Consider the following 13482-nt stretch of genomic DNA (forward strand, 5'->3'; position numbering starts at 1 on the left):
GCGATGATGATCTTCATCCACGCAGGTCATAGCTTCGCCATTGGGGGAATTCGGGAAGGTTTGGCTTGACTCATTTAATTGAGGCAAACCTTCCCGGAGTCCCGGCCGAGCGAAGGGAAACCAAAGCATTCTTAGGTTCCCCTGCGATGAATCTTGAGCAATTCCAGAGTACCTTGATGGCATGGCTGTCACCGCGAAGAAAATCCAACACAAGGAAACGAAGTTCGAGCAGCTGCTGCAGGATCAGGTCCGCAACGAGTTCACTGCCTCGCAGCAGTACATCGCGGTCGCGGTCTGGTTCGACGACAACGATCTGCCGCAGCTGGCCGCGCACTTCTACCGCCAGGCGCTGGAAGAGCGCAACCACGCGATGATGATCGTGCAGTACCTGATGGACAACGACGTCAGCCCGCAGATCCCCGCGATCGAGCAGGTGCGCAACGACTTCTCGGAGACCCGGGAGCTGATCGCGCTCGCTCTCGAGCAGGAGCGCGAGGTCACCCGCGAGATCGAGACGCTGGCCAAGACCGCCCGCGACGAGGGCAACTACATCGGCGAGCAGTTCATGCAGTGGTTCCTCAAGGAGCAGGTCGAGGAGGTCTCCTCGATGTCGACGCTGCTCAACGTGGTCGACCGCGCCAAGGGCGACCTGTTCAGCGTGGAGACCTGGCTCGCCCGCGAGAGCGTCGGCGACGAGGGCAACGACCCGACCGCCCCGAAGGCCGCGGGCGGCAACCTGTAACTCGGCCTTCGCGGGTCCGAGCCGTTCGCGGTGCGAGCTCGCCGGTCCCGCACCTGACACCGCGGCCCCGGGCCGCGGGCGAACCACCCGCAGCACCCCGGTCGGCTCAGCCGCCCGGGGTGTTCTGCTCGGTGGGCTGCTGCTCCTGCGAGGGCCTCTCGAGCTCCTGCGGAGGGTCGTTGCCGTTCGGTTCCGTCCCGCCCTGCGAAGGAGCCGGTTGGTCCATCTCCTGCCGGTCCGGCTCCTCCGTCCCCGGGTCCGGCTCACCGGGGCTGCGCAGGATCGACGGGTCCGGCGGCGCACCACCGGTCGACGGGGGCGGTTCCTCGCCGGTCTGCTGCTGTTGCTGCTGTTGCTGCTGCTCGGTGCCGCCGCCGGCCGGCGGGATCCACTGCGGCGGGCGCCCCGGGCTCTGCCCGGTGGGCGGTTCCGGCGGCGCGGTGCCGCCGGGCGGCGCGACCGGCGCGCGCGTGGGGTCCTGGACCACCGTCGGGGCGGGCGCGGGAGGCGGGGCCTCGGGGCTCATCCGCACCGCGGCGTAGCCGCCACCGGCACCCAGCACCGCCAGCAGCGCGACCGCGCCCGCGGCCATCGCCGCGTTGCGGTGCTTGCGCCGGCGAGCCGCGGCGACCAGCGACCACTCGGCCCCGGTGCGCACCGGCACCTCCAGGCGGTCGTCGTCGAGCACCCGCTGCAGCTCCCGCTCCAGGTCCATCACGCCTCACCACCCTCCACCAGCGCGCCGAGCCGCTTGCGCAACGAGGCCATCGCCTTGCTGGCCTGGCTCTTCACCGTTCCGCAGCTGACGCCCAGGGTGTCGGCGATCTCCACCTCGGAGAGGCCCTCGTAGTAGCGCAGCACCACCACCGCCCGCTGCCGCGGCGGCAGCTCGCGCAGCGCCTCCCACACCGGCTCGTTCTCCAACCGGTCCTGCTGCGGGACGGAGGGGACGTCGGGGAACTCGGCGAGCAGCGTCTCCTTGCGCGTGCGGCGCCAGCGGCTGATGTGCGCGTTGGCCATCGCCTTGCGCACGTAGGCGGTCGGGTCCTGGCAGTCGGAGCTGATCCGGTTCCACCGCGCGCCGACCTTCTCCAGCACCGTCTGCACCAGGTCGGCGGCGTCGTGCGGGTTGCCGGTGAGGGCGTGGCCGTAGCGCATCAACCCGGGCAGGGCCACCCGGACGAATTCGGCGAAGTCGTCTTCCGTCGCTGCCATGTCCCCCCGGCGCGCACGCCCCAGTCGCACCCCGGGCGTCTCGCCGGTGGACAAGGCGGGCGAGTGCGCGGTCACCCCTCCACCTCCAGACGTCCGTCCAGCTGTGGGAGGCACGCGCGCAACCGCCCGCGGGTTGCCCGATCGAGCCGAGATCACCCATTCCGCGCAGCGGCACGCGGCGGCACCGCTGCGCGGAAGGAGTATCCGACACTCAGCGGATGGTCACCTGCCGACCGCGCAGACCGTCCCGCGCGCGGCGCTCGGCGGCGTCCAGCTGCTGGTCGTCGAGGGAGGTCAGCGCCTCCTCCAGCCTGCGGCCCAGCTCGGCGGCGGGCTCGTCCCACTCGCGGGCGTGCATGTCGCGGTCCAGGTCCCACACCGGCACCAGCAGCCCGTGCGCCCGGAACGACCCAGCGTACCGGCTGCCCTCGCCGAGGGCGAGCTCGCCGCGCGCGGACAGCCGGGCCATCGCGGCCAGCAGCTTCTCCTCCGGCTCCCGGCGGACCCAGCGCAGGTGCGCCTTCTCGCCGGCGTCCACCCAGTAGGCGGCCTCGACGCCGTTGAGCCGGTCGGTGGGCATGATCGCCGCGTTCGCCCGCTCCAGGGACAGCGCGACCTCGCCGGTCGGCTCCACGTCCTCGGGAAGCCACCAGGAGAAGTCCGAGTGCAGCTCGACGTCCAGCTTGGCCTCGGGGTCCAGCACGTCCTGCAGCCGCGGCGGGATGCTGCCCGGTTCCGCGGACTCCGGTCCGACGACCGACAGCGACTGGCCCGGCTCGGCCCGGCCGACCCACTCGATCGCGCGGGTCAGGTCGCGGCTGATGTCGCCGGAGTGGGTCTGCACCTGCATCCCGACGAAGGCGACGTCGTCGGTGCGGCGCAGCGCGGCGGCGGCCATCGGCAGCACGCTGGCCAGGGTGACGTCCGAGCCGTCGCGCAGCGGCAGCTTCGCGGTCGCCGACGGCACGAACTCGCGCAGCGCCACCAGCTCGGGCTCGACGGCCAGGCCCTCGAACGGCCTGGTCACGATCACGTCGGCGGCGCCACCGGAACGACCGTGGCAGTTCTTGTAGCGCTTGCCGGAACCGCACGGGCAGGGCTGACGCGGACCGACGGCGCCTTCCGGCTGGGGCTTGGTGGCGGCGGCTCGCTTCGACACGGCAGATCCAATCGCTAGCGGTGACTACTCAGCGACGCTACCGAACCGGGCCAAACCCGGATCATCCAGGTGGGAGCGGGTCGCCTCGGGGCGGTTGGTCGCCACGTAGCGCACACCCGAGCGCCGGCACAGCTCGACGTCGGCGGGCTCGTCGACCGTCCAGCAGTAGGTGTCCCGCCCGAGCGCGGCCACGCGCGCGGCGAAGCCGGGGTCCGCGCGGAGCAGCCGCACGTCCGGGCCCGCCAGGTCGGCCCACTCGGGCAGCACCCCGCCGCGGCGCGCACGGCTGATCCGGGACAGCAGCAGCACCGTGGGCACCCGCGGGGCGGCCAGCTTGAAGCGGCGCACCGCGGCCTCGGCGAAGGACATCATCAGCACCGGTGCCTCGGCGCGGACCCGCGGGGCGGCCAGGCCGTGCCGGGCCAGCAGTTCGGCCAGCCGGTGCTCGACCAGCCCCCGGTAGCGGGCCGGGTGCTTGGTCTCCACGAACAGCCGGGTTCCGTGGCCGCCGTCGCGCAGCATGCCGAGCAGCTCGTCGAGCGTGAGCACTCCCAGCTCGGTCCGGGCCGGGTCGTGCCAGGAGGCGAAGTCCAGGGAGGCCATCTCGGCGACGGTCAGCCCGCTGACCGCGCCGCGGCCGGTGGAGGTCCGGTCGACGCGGCGGTCGTGCACGCACACCAGCCGTCCGTCCCGGCTTATCCGCACGTCGCACTCGACGGCGTCGGCGCCCTGCTGCAGAGCCAGCTCGTAGGCACCTCTGGTGTGTTCGGCGCGTGCGGAGGAAGCCCCCCGGTGCGCGACGACATCGGGGATCGGCGACACGTCGCCCATTATCCGCGCGGACCGGCCCCGGGCCACGCGACGCGGCTGGCGCGGCGCCGACCCGTCCGGGCGAGGCGGGGTCAGCGCGGTGCCGTGGACGGCCGGGCCGGTCGCTCGGCCGGCGGGGCGGCGCGGACCGCGCGGACCCGGTAGCGGCGCAGGCCCGTGGGGTCGAGCGGGGCGAGCAGCCGGGTCAGCTCGTGCACGACGCGCGCGGTGAGCACGGCCAGCGAGGTGACCAGCGCGTCGTTGATCGCGTGCAGCACGACGCCGTCGGCCAGCGCCTGGACGCCCTCCCGGAAGCCCCACGCGAACACCAGCAGGCCGAGCAGCGCGGTGGCCGCCCACAGCACCCACCACGACCGCACCGCCAGGCTCGGCGAGGGGCGCGCCCCGCGCTCGCGGGCGCCCTCCGCCACCAGCACCGAGTGCTCCAGCTCGGCCAGCGCCGAGCCGGGCACGAACAGGTTCAGGCCCGGCACCAGCGCGCCCACCACGACCTGCCAGTCCGGGCGCGCGGGGCGCATCCCGGTTCGCTCGGCAGCGGCCGAGCGCGCGCGCAGGCCCCACAGCACGACGAACACGCCGGAGACCACCCCGAGCAGCCAGAGGATCAGCCCGGTGGTGCCGACCAGCGCGTCGGAGATCGCCAGCACGGTGCGCGACAGGGCCCCGTCCCGGCTGAGCAGCAGCAGGACGTAGCGCCAGATCTCGGCGGCGGTGGCCAGCGCGGCCACCCCGGCGGTCACCCACAGGACCGCGAGCGCGGTTCCGGCGCTCGCCTCGACGCGCACCATCGGGTCGACCCGCCGGTGGGTCGGCAGCGCCAGCGGCCAGCGCCACGCCAGCAGCGGGAAGCCCCAGCGCGGCACCGCCGGGTAGGAGGGCGGTCCGGTGTAGGGCCGCGGCCTGCGCGGCGGCGCGACGCGGCGCGGACCGCCGGGCGGGGTGGCGACCCACTCCGCCCGCTGCTGCCGGGGTTGGTTCGTCACAGCACGAAGGGCTCGCCGTCGGCTTCCTCGGACACCAGCGGCCTGCCGATGGACGACCAGCCGTTCATCCCGCGCTCGACGTTGACCGCGTCCCAGCCATTGGCGTTGAGGTAGGCGGTGACCTTCGCCGACCGGCCGCCGGACCGGCAGATCACGTAGAGGTGATCGGCCTCGGGGATCTCGTCGAGCCGCTGCACGAGCTCGCTCATCGGCACGTGCACGGCCTCGGGCGCGTGCCCGGCTCGCCACTCGTCGGCCTCGCGGACGTCGAGCAGCGCACTGCCCTCCGGCAGCTGCTCGGGCAGTTCCTCCGGCTGCACGCCGGGCACCTGTCCAGGGGGTGGAGTAGTCACGGTCCCGATGCTGCCACGAGTTGTGTCAACTGCGCGTGAGGGGACACCGAAGACGAAGCGCCCCGGGCCGAAGCGGCCCGGGGCGCTCGCGATCAGCAGCAGGTCAGTGGCTGACCTCCTTCTCGGCGCCCGCTCCGGTGAGGGAGCGGACCTCCATCTCGGCGTACCTCTCGCCGCCGTCCTCGTCCTTGCTGAAGATCGTGCCCAGGTAACCGAGCAGGAACGACAGCGGGATCGAGATCAGGCCCGGGTTCTGCAGCGGGAACACCGCGAAGTCCAAGCCGGGGAACATCGCGTCCTCGTTGCCGGAGACGGCCGGGGACAGCACGATCAGCACGACCGTGATGATCAGACCGCCGTACATCGAGGACAGCGCACCGGTGGTGTTGAAGCGCTTCCAGAACAGCGAGTACAGCAGCGTCGGCAGGTTCGCCGAGGCCGCGACCGCGAAGGCCAGCGCCACCAGGAACGCCACGTTCTGGCCGTTGGCCGCGATGCCGCCCAGGATCGACAGCACACCGATGACCACGGCGGTGATCCGCGCGACCCGGACCTCGGAGTTCTTGTCGTCGACCGCGCCCCGCTTGATCACGTTGGCGTAGATGTCGTGCGCGAACGACGCCGAGGCCGTGATCGTCAGGCCCGCCACGACCGCGAGGATGGTGGCGAAGGCGACCGCGGAGATGAAGCCCAGCAGCAGCGGCCCGCCCAGGTAGGACGCCAGCAGCGGAGCCGCCGAGTTCGCCGCGCCCGGAGCGTTCTTGATCTTGTCGGCGCCCACCAGCGCGCCCGCGCCGTAACCCAGCACCAGGGTGAACAGGTAGAACAGGCCGATCAGCCAGATCGCCCAGACCACCGAGCGGCGCGCCTCCTTGGCCGTCGGCACGGTGTAGAAGCGCATCAGCACGTGCGGCAGACCCGCGGTGCCCAGCACCAGCGCCAGCCCCAGCGACAGGAAGTCCAGCCTGCTGGTGGACGACTCGCCGTACTTGGCGCCCGGGTTGAGCAGGCTCTCCCCGCCGACCTCGGCGGCGTGGCCGAGCAGCCCGGAGAGGTTGAAGCCGTACATGCCCAGCACCCACACGCTCATCACGAAGGTGCCCGCGATCAGCAGCGCGGCCTTGATGATCTGCACCCAGGTGGTGCCCTTCATGCCGCCGATCAGCACGTAGGCGATCATCACGGCACCGACCACGGCGATCACCAGCGACTGCGCGGCCGAGCTGGTCACGCCGAGCAGCAGCGCGACGAGCCCGCCCGCACCGGCCATCTGGGCCAGCAGGTAGAAGAAGCTCACGGCCAGCGTGGACACCGAGGCCGCGGTGCGCACCGGACGCTCCTGCATCCGGAAGCTGAGCACGTCGCCCATCGTGTACTTGCCGGTGTTCCGCAGCAGCTCGGCGACCAGCAGCAGGGCCACCAGCCAGGCGACCAGGAAGCCGATCGAGTACAGGAAGCCGTCGTAGCCGTTGACCGCGATGGCGCCGGCGATGCCGAGGAACGACGCGGCGGACAGGTAGTCACCGGAGATCGCGATGCCGTTCTGCCAGCCCTTGAACGAGCGGCCGGCGGCGTAGTAGTCGGCGGCGGTCTTGGTGTTCTTGCTGGCCCGGAAGACCACGAACAGCGTTGCGACCACGAACAGCGCGAAGATGCCGATGTTGAGCAACGGGTTCCCGCCGGTCGCGGTCTGCGCCAGCGGCTGGGATGCGTGCACCAGGTTCACTTCTCGCCTCCCTCGACCGTTTCCTTGATTTCCTCGGCGATCGGGTCGAGGTTCTTGTTCGCGTACGCCACGTACCACGTCGTGATCGCGAAGGTGGACGCGAACTGCAGGAGACCGAGCACCAATCCGACGTTGATGTTGCCGACCAGCTTGATGCTCATGAATCCGTGCGCGTAGTCGGCGAGCAGCACGTACACCAGGTACCAGACCAGGAACAACGCCGATACCGGGAAGATGAAGTTGCGCAGCTTTCGCCGCAGTGAAGCGAATTCGGGACTGCTTTGCGCAGCGGCCCAGGTTTCGGCGTTAATACCGGACCCGGACCCGTCTTGGTCCGTGGCTCCCACGGCTCTCCTCCCACCAGCAAAAAGGCCACGCCCCGAGCGCTTCGCCGAGGCGTGTACCAGCACGTCAACAACGCCGGAACGCTACGGAGGCCGGGCATCCGGTGTGAAGGTCCGTTAGGAGTACGAACGCTAACGATCGAGTGAAGAACGATACGCGGAACAGTCCCCGCGAAAATGCGACTTTTGGCCGGTTTTTCATCCGTTCGGACTATTGATCTCCCGAAAATCCGAGCTGGCTAGCATCCGAAAGTAGTTGATTGCGGTGGCAAAAGGCCTTCCGCACCAACGATTCCACCGATCGGCGGGAACGCGCTTCCTGCTGCCGGCCGATCCCGGGGTGCTCCTCAGCGCTGGTGCTTCCCGCCCGACGGGCCCGCTTCCTGGGTCAGCGAGGTGTTCATGAACCCGAGGCGGTCCGGCGCGTGCAGGCGCAGCATCAGGCGCCCGACGCCGCTGGGCACCCGGTTGCGGGTGGCGCGGCTGACCCCCCAGGTCACCAGGAAGGAGACCGGCACCGTGACCAGCGCGGGCTGCCCGGCCAGACCCGCCCACCAGGCGTCGCCGCCGGCCATGCCCGCCAGCGCGAACACCCCGACCAGCACGCCGCCGGCGAGCATCCCGCAGGCCGCGCCGACATCGGTCAGCCCGCGCCACCAGATCCCCAGCACCAGCACCGGGCAGAACGTGGAAGCCGCCATCGCGAAGGCCAGCCCCACGCTGCGCGCGATGTTGTGGTCGTCCATCGGCATCGCCAGCAGCACCGGGACCGCGCAGGACACCGCGGCGGCCGTGCGGAAGCTCATGGTGCGCCCCCACAGGCCGTCCCGGGAGGACAGCACCCCGGCGAGGCTGACCACCAGCCCGGAGGAGGTGGACAGGAACGCCGCGAACGCGCCCGCCGCGGTCACCGCGGCCAGCGCCCCGCCCGCCCAGTTGCCCAGCATCGCGTGCGGCAGCAGCAGCACCGCCGCGTCGGTGTTGCCGGTCACCAGCAACTTCGGCACGTAGAGCCGGGACAGCAGGCCGAAGATGGTCGGGAACAGGTAGAACGCGCCCAGCAGCGCCAGCACGTACAGCGAGGTGCGTCGCGCGCCGGCCCCGGAGGGGTTGGCGTAGAACCGGGCCAGGACGTGCGGCAGACCCATCGTGCCCAGGAACGTCGCGATCAGGATCGAGTAGGTCTCCAGCAGGCCCGTGGTCCCGCCGCGCTGCGGCAGCAGCCACTCGGCGTTGCTCGGCTCGGCGTCCGAGACCACCGGCACCGCCGCCCCCGCCGGGAAGCGGAGCTCGCTGCCCGCCTCCACGACGTGCCGCCCCGGCTGCAGGTAGACCGCTCCGGGTTCACCGCCCCGATCGGACCTGCTGAGCCAGACCGGCTCGCTGACCTGGAGCGCCACCCGGGTGTCGATGTGCACCGCGGTGTCCCGCGGGAAGTGCGGCGGCACCGGCTCGTCCAACGCCTGCTGCGGCGGGCCGGTGACGAACACCAGCAGCAGCGCGAAGGCGGGCAGGGTGATCGCGAACAGCTTCACCCAGTACTGGAAGGCCTGCACCAGCGTCACCGCGCGCATCAGCCCGGTCACGATGCTCAGGTGCACCAGCATCGCGACCACCAGGATCCCGGCGTAGTGCTGCCGGAAGCCGGTGATCGCCGAGAGCGTCAGCCCGGCGGCCTGCAGCTGCGGCACCAGGTACAGCCAGCCGATGATCAGCACGAAGACGGTGCACAGCGAGCGCAGGTCGAGCGAGTTCAGCCGCGCCTCGACGAAGTCGGGCATGGTGAAGGCGCCGGACCTGCGCATCGGCGCGACCACGAACAGCATCAGCGCGAGATATCCGGCGGCGAACCCGACCGGGTACCACAGCGCGTCGACGCCGTCCTTGAGCACCAGGCCCGCCACGCCCAGGAAGGACGCGGCGGAGAGGTACTCGCCGGAGATCGCCGCGGCGTTGCGCTCCTCGCGCACCGGCTTGCGCGCGGCGGAGAAGTCCTTGGTGCGCGCGGAGTTCGAACCCCACAGGCCGATGCCTACCGTCGCCGCGACGATCAGCGCGACGCCGGCCAGGGACCAGAGGTTGGAGATCATCGCACCACGTCGTCCAGGGCAGAGCCGTCCCGGGGAGGGCCTTCGACCAAGATCATGCCAGACCGCCGGCGCCTTCGAGGAGCTGCGCGCTCCTGCCGGCGAGCGCCCGGGTCGCTCGCGCCGCCGGGGTCCATCGCGGCGAGGTCGTCGCGAACTCGCTCAGCTCCCCCACCCGCACCTCCCGCAGCAGGTCCACGAAGCGCCTCAGTCGTCGAGCATGTTCGCGAAGTCCTCCTCGTTGCGCTCGGCCAGGCGGGTGCACACCAGGCCGATCGCGACGAGGACCGGGTAGATCAGCACGCCGAGCACCAGCCACGGGATCCGCAGACCCCACGGGGCGAACTCGCCGATCTCCGGAACCAGCCAGAACAGCAGCGGCAGGCCGAAGAGCACGACCCCGGTCACGGCGGCGAGCAGCAGCGCGGTGCGCAGCTGCCGCTCGACCAGGTCGCGGACCAGGCCCTCGAACGCTCCGGTCTGCTCCTCCAGCTCCACGCGCACCCGCGGGACCTGGCGGCCGCGCCGGTCGGCCAGCACCACGCGCTTGCGGCGGGGCCGCGGCGAGGAGTCGCCGAGCCGGGCCCTGATGTCGAAGCCCTCGGGGCTCATCGACGCCTCACTGCTCGTCCCAGCCCTGCCGCGGTGCGCGCACCAGGCGGTCCTTGAGCTCGCGGGTGTGCCTGCGCGAGACCGGCAGCTCGGTGGCCGGGCCGCCGCCGAGGACCACCGAGTACCCCGACGAGGACATCCGGAGCTCGGTGACCAGCGCCAGCGACACCAGGAAGGAGCGGTGGATGCGCAGGAAACCGGCCTCCGACCAGCGTTCCTCCAGCTGGGCCAGCGGGATCCGCACCAGGTGCGAGCCCTCGGTGGTGTGCAGCCGCGCGTAGTCGCCCTGCGCCTCGACCCAGCGGACCTCCTTGCGCGGGATCATCCGCGTGGTGCCAGCGAGCTCGACCGGGATGACCTCGTCGTCGTCCGGGCCGGGAACCTCCAGCTGCCGCTGCGGCCGGGAAGCGTCGCCGATCGCGTCCTGCTGCTTGTTCTTCTCGATGGCGCGCAGCGCGCGGTCCACGCGGTCGGAGTTGGCCGGTTTCATGATGTAGTCCAGCGCCCCGACCTCGAAGGCCTCCAGCGCGTTCTCCTCGTGCCCGGTGATGAACACCAGCGCGGGCGGGTTGCGGAAAGCGGCGAGCACGCGCGCGAGCTCCATCCCGCTCAGCCCCGGCATCGAGACGTCGGCGAACACGGCGTCCACCGTGGGCTCGTCACCGTCGCGGCGACCCGCCAGCTCGGAGTCGTCGCTGCGCAGCAGGCGCAGCGCCTCCGCCGCGTCGAAGGCCGTCAGCACCCGCCCGACGCGTGGATTGCTGCCGAGCAGGTACTGCATCTCGTCCAGACCGGCGCGCTCGTCGTCGACCGCGAGGACGACGAGCCCGGCGGGATTCTCACGTGTACTCACAGCATTCCAAATCGTGCCGCGCCACCGGCGCACCTGTCCATGTCCCGATCAGGTACCACGCCAAGACGAATCCCGGAACCCGTTGTCAGCGCGGCAACCCCGCTCTCCGCGAGCAGCTCGGCACCGCTTTCAGCTCAGCAGAGCAGTTTTTCGCCCAGCCCGACCAGATTATTACTCCGTTCACGGGAGTCGATCAACGTCGAGGCGTTGCTCCGTTCGGGGCAAGTCGGGAACCGACCCGCGGATCACAGCCCGAAGCGGTTCCACAGGGCCCGGTGCTCCAGCGCGTCCAGCGCGGAGAGCACGTTCTCGGCGGGGCCGCGCCCCAGCGCGGTCTGCGCGCCCATCCCCAGCCTCGCCAGCAGCGGCTTGCGCGCCTCCACCGTCTGGACGTGCGCGTCCGGGTACTTGCTCTCCACGATCTCGCGCAGCGTGCCGACGCCGTCGACGAGCCCCAGCTCGTCGGCCTTCGCCCCGGTCCACACCTCGCCGGAGAACAGCTCCTCGGCCGTACCGGTGAGCCGGCCGCCGCGCCGCTGCCGCACCCAATCGGTGAACTGCCCGTGCAGCTCGTCCTGCAGGCCGCGCAGCCACTGCACGTCCTCCTCCTTCTCCGGGCGGAAGGGGTCCAGCCGCACCTTGTTCTCGCCCGCGGCGTAGACCCGGCGCTCCACGCCGAGCTTCTCCATCAGGCCGGTCATCCCGAACGACGCGCTGACCACGCCCACCGAACCGACCAGCGAAGTCTTGTGCGCGTAGATCTCGTCGGCGGCGCAGGCCAGCCAGTAGCCGCCGGAGGCGGCGACGTCCTCGCAGAACGCCAGCACCGGCACGCCCTTCTCGTCGGCCAACCCGCGGATCCGGTCGGCGACCAGCGCGGACTGCGTCGGTGCGCCGCCCGGCGAGTTGATCGACAGCACCACCGCGGACAGCCGGTCCTGGCCGAACGCTCGGGTCAGCGCGGATTCGGTGGTCTGCAACGAGATCGTCGGCCTGCTCATCGGCGAGGGCTGCGGCGTGATCGGCCCGTGCAGCTTGACCACCGCCACCACCGGACCGCGCTCGGCCTTCTCGGCGAGCTTGCCCGGCAACTTCCCGGTAACGCTGCTCACCAGATCGGCGAGCTTCTGCGGTGCGTTGTCGTTCATGCCCAGAACGCTACCGGCTCACGGCCGGTCCGGCGGCCAACCCCACGGGCGGCTCGCCCACCGGGTGCGCGGCCGGGCGAACCCCGGGAGCGAACTTCGGCACCCGCATGATGACCTTCATGCCCGCGCCCTGCTCGGTCTCGACCACCAGGCCGTAGTCGTTGCCGAAGGTGGCCCGCATCCGGTTGTTGATGTTGCCGAGCCCCACGTGCGCGCCGGTGAGGTGCGCGTTGGCCAGCTCCGCGTCGAGCAGCTCCGGGTCCATCCCGATACCGTCGTCGTCGACGCTGATCAAGGCCTCGGAACCGCGGTCCTCCGCGGTGACCGACACGGTGCCGCCGCCCGGCTTGTTCGCCAGCCCGTGCCGCACCGCGTTCTCCACCAGCGGCTGCAACGCCAGGAACGGCACCACCACGGGCAGCACCTCGGGGGCGATCTTGAGCTCGACGTTGAGCCGGTCCGGACCGAACCGCGCGCTCTCCAGGGTCAGGTAGCGGTCGATGTTGCGGATCTCGTCGGCCAGCGTCGTGTAGAGCCCGCTGTTGCGGAACGAGTAGCGGGTGAAGTCGGCGAACTCCTGCAGCAGGTCCCGCGCGTGCTCCGGGTCGGTGCGGATCAGCGAACCGATGGTGTTGAGGGCGTTGTAGATGAAGTGCGGGGAGATCTGCGCGCGCAGCGCGCGCACCTCGGCCTGCGCCAAGCGCTCCTTGGACTCCTGCAGCTCGGCCAGCTCCAGCTGGGTGGACACGTAGTGCGCCACCTCGCCCGCGGCCACCATCAGCCGCTTGCGGTCGCCGCCGGCGATGACGGTCAGCGCGCCGCGCACCTCGCCCTCGACCTTCAGCGGGACCACCGCGCCGTGCCGCATCGGGCAAGGGCGCTGCTCGCAGACCACGTCGCCGTGGTCCAGGAAGTCCCGCTTGCCGGTGCGCAGCACCTGCTCGATCTTGGTGCGCAGGTCGGCGTAGTGGTGGTTGGCCTCGCCGTCCCAGGTCAGCAGGGTGCCGTCGGCGTCCACGATGCCCACCGCCACGCAGGACAGCAACTTGCGCAGGTGCGGAGCCGCGCCATCGGCCGACTCCTGGTTCAGGCCGGCGCGCAGGAACGGCGCCACGCTGGTCACCCGGTGCAGGGCCGCCAGCGTGGCGTCCTCCACCGAGGTGCTCACCCGGCGCGCCCGGCACAGCAACACGAACATCCCGAGCACGGCGAGCGCAGCGAGCGTGGTCAAGACCGTCCGCTCCGTCAACAACTCCGCCACAACATCAATCTGCCCGACCCGCACGGAAGGAATCAAGGCGACTACGGTAAGTGCGGGATTTTCGTCGGTGAACGGTCTCGGAACCTTCCGCCCAGCGGGAGAACGGCACGTGCGCAGGCCAGATGGCCTGTGCATAACTCGCCGAGTTATCCACAGGCTGTGGAAGGG

At 71.2% G+C, this 13482-nt stretch carries 14 protein-coding genes; 1 reads left to right on the plus strand and 13 read right to left on the minus strand.

Features of this window, described 5'->3' with window-relative positions:
- Positions 1-181 precede the first annotated feature (181 nt).
- Complete coding sequence (locus ACFQRI_RS13680) at positions 182-742, plus strand: ferritin (protein WP_380668351.1); 561 nt, start codon at positions 182-184, stop codon at positions 740-742.
- Positions 743-848: 106 nt separating this feature from the next.
- Here the strand turns inward: ACFQRI_RS13680 and ACFQRI_RS13685 are convergent, their stop codons facing one another.
- The 13 genes from ACFQRI_RS13685 to ACFQRI_RS13745 form a co-directional block, all read right to left on the minus strand.
- Complete coding sequence (locus ACFQRI_RS13685) at positions 849-1460, minus strand: hypothetical protein (RefSeq protein WP_380668353.1); 612 nt, start codon at positions 1458-1460, stop codon at positions 849-851.
- Entirely contained in the window at positions 1457-2032 is a 576-nt protein-coding gene (locus tag ACFQRI_RS13690; RefSeq protein WP_465269722.1) for a SigE family RNA polymerase sigma factor, read from the minus strand. The genes ACFQRI_RS13685 and ACFQRI_RS13690 overlap by 4 nt, the downstream gene beginning before the upstream one ends.
- Before the next feature lie 136 nt (positions 2033-2168).
- On the minus strand, positions 2169-3116 hold the full coding sequence (locus ACFQRI_RS13695; protein WP_380668357.1) for a DUF5926 family protein: 948 nt from the start codon (positions 3114-3116) through the stop codon (positions 2169-2171).
- A 24-nt stretch (positions 3117-3140) separates the two neighbouring features.
- Positions 3141-3947 (minus strand): glycerophosphodiester phosphodiesterase family protein, encoded by an 807-nt coding sequence (locus ACFQRI_RS13700; RefSeq protein WP_380668359.1) that lies wholly within the window; start codon positions 3945-3947, stop codon positions 3141-3143.
- Between the two features lie 71 nt (positions 3948-4018).
- Positions 4019-4930: a DUF4328 domain-containing protein gene (locus ACFQRI_RS13705; RefSeq protein WP_380668361.1), complete on the minus strand. Its 912-nt coding sequence runs from the start codon at positions 4928-4930 to the stop codon at positions 4019-4021.
- The gene (locus ACFQRI_RS13710; protein WP_380668363.1) at positions 4927-5283 is read right to left on the minus strand and encodes a rhodanese-like domain-containing protein; all 357 of its coding nucleotides are present in this window, start codon (positions 5281-5283) and stop codon (positions 4927-4929) included. Before ACFQRI_RS13710 ends, ACFQRI_RS13705 begins: the two co-directional genes overlap by 4 nt.
- Before the next feature lie 103 nt (positions 5284-5386).
- Positions 5387-7009 (minus strand): solute symporter family protein, encoded by a 1623-nt coding sequence (locus ACFQRI_RS13715; RefSeq protein WP_380668365.1) that lies wholly within the window; start codon positions 7007-7009, stop codon positions 5387-5389.
- Entirely contained in the window at positions 7006-7356 is a 351-nt protein-coding gene (locus tag ACFQRI_RS13720; protein ID WP_380668367.1) for a DUF485 domain-containing protein, read from the minus strand. Before ACFQRI_RS13720 ends, ACFQRI_RS13715 begins: the two co-directional genes overlap by 4 nt.
- Positions 7357-7700: 344 nt before the next feature.
- Positions 7701-9443, minus strand: a complete 1743-nt coding sequence (locus ACFQRI_RS13725) for a sodium/solute symporter (RefSeq protein ID WP_380668371.1) — start codon at positions 9441-9443, stop codon at positions 7701-7703.
- Positions 9444-9647: 204 nt separating this feature from the next.
- The gene (locus tag ACFQRI_RS13730) at positions 9648-10052 is read right to left on the minus strand and encodes a hypothetical protein (protein WP_380668373.1); all 405 of its coding nucleotides are present in this window, start codon (positions 10050-10052) and stop codon (positions 9648-9650) included.
- 7 nt (positions 10053-10059) lie between these two features.
- Complete coding sequence (locus ACFQRI_RS13735; RefSeq protein WP_380668375.1) at positions 10060-10905, minus strand: LytR/AlgR family response regulator transcription factor; 846 nt, start codon at positions 10903-10905, stop codon at positions 10060-10062.
- A gap of 245 nt (positions 10906-11150) precedes the next feature.
- The gene (locus tag ACFQRI_RS13740; RefSeq protein WP_380668377.1) at positions 11151-12053 is read right to left on the minus strand and encodes a S49 family peptidase; all 903 of its coding nucleotides are present in this window, start codon (positions 12051-12053) and stop codon (positions 11151-11153) included.
- Between the two features lie 10 nt (positions 12054-12063).
- Positions 12064-13314: a histidine kinase gene (locus ACFQRI_RS13745; RefSeq protein ID WP_380668379.1), complete on the minus strand. Its 1251-nt coding sequence runs from the start codon at positions 13312-13314 to the stop codon at positions 12064-12066.
- Positions 13315-13482: the final 168 nt, after the last annotated feature.

The sequence above is a fragment of the Saccharopolyspora griseoalba genome, assembly GCF_042665275.1.
GTDB classification, from domain to species: domain Bacteria; phylum Actinomycetota; class Actinomycetes; order Mycobacteriales; family Pseudonocardiaceae; genus Saccharopolyspora; species Saccharopolyspora griseoalba.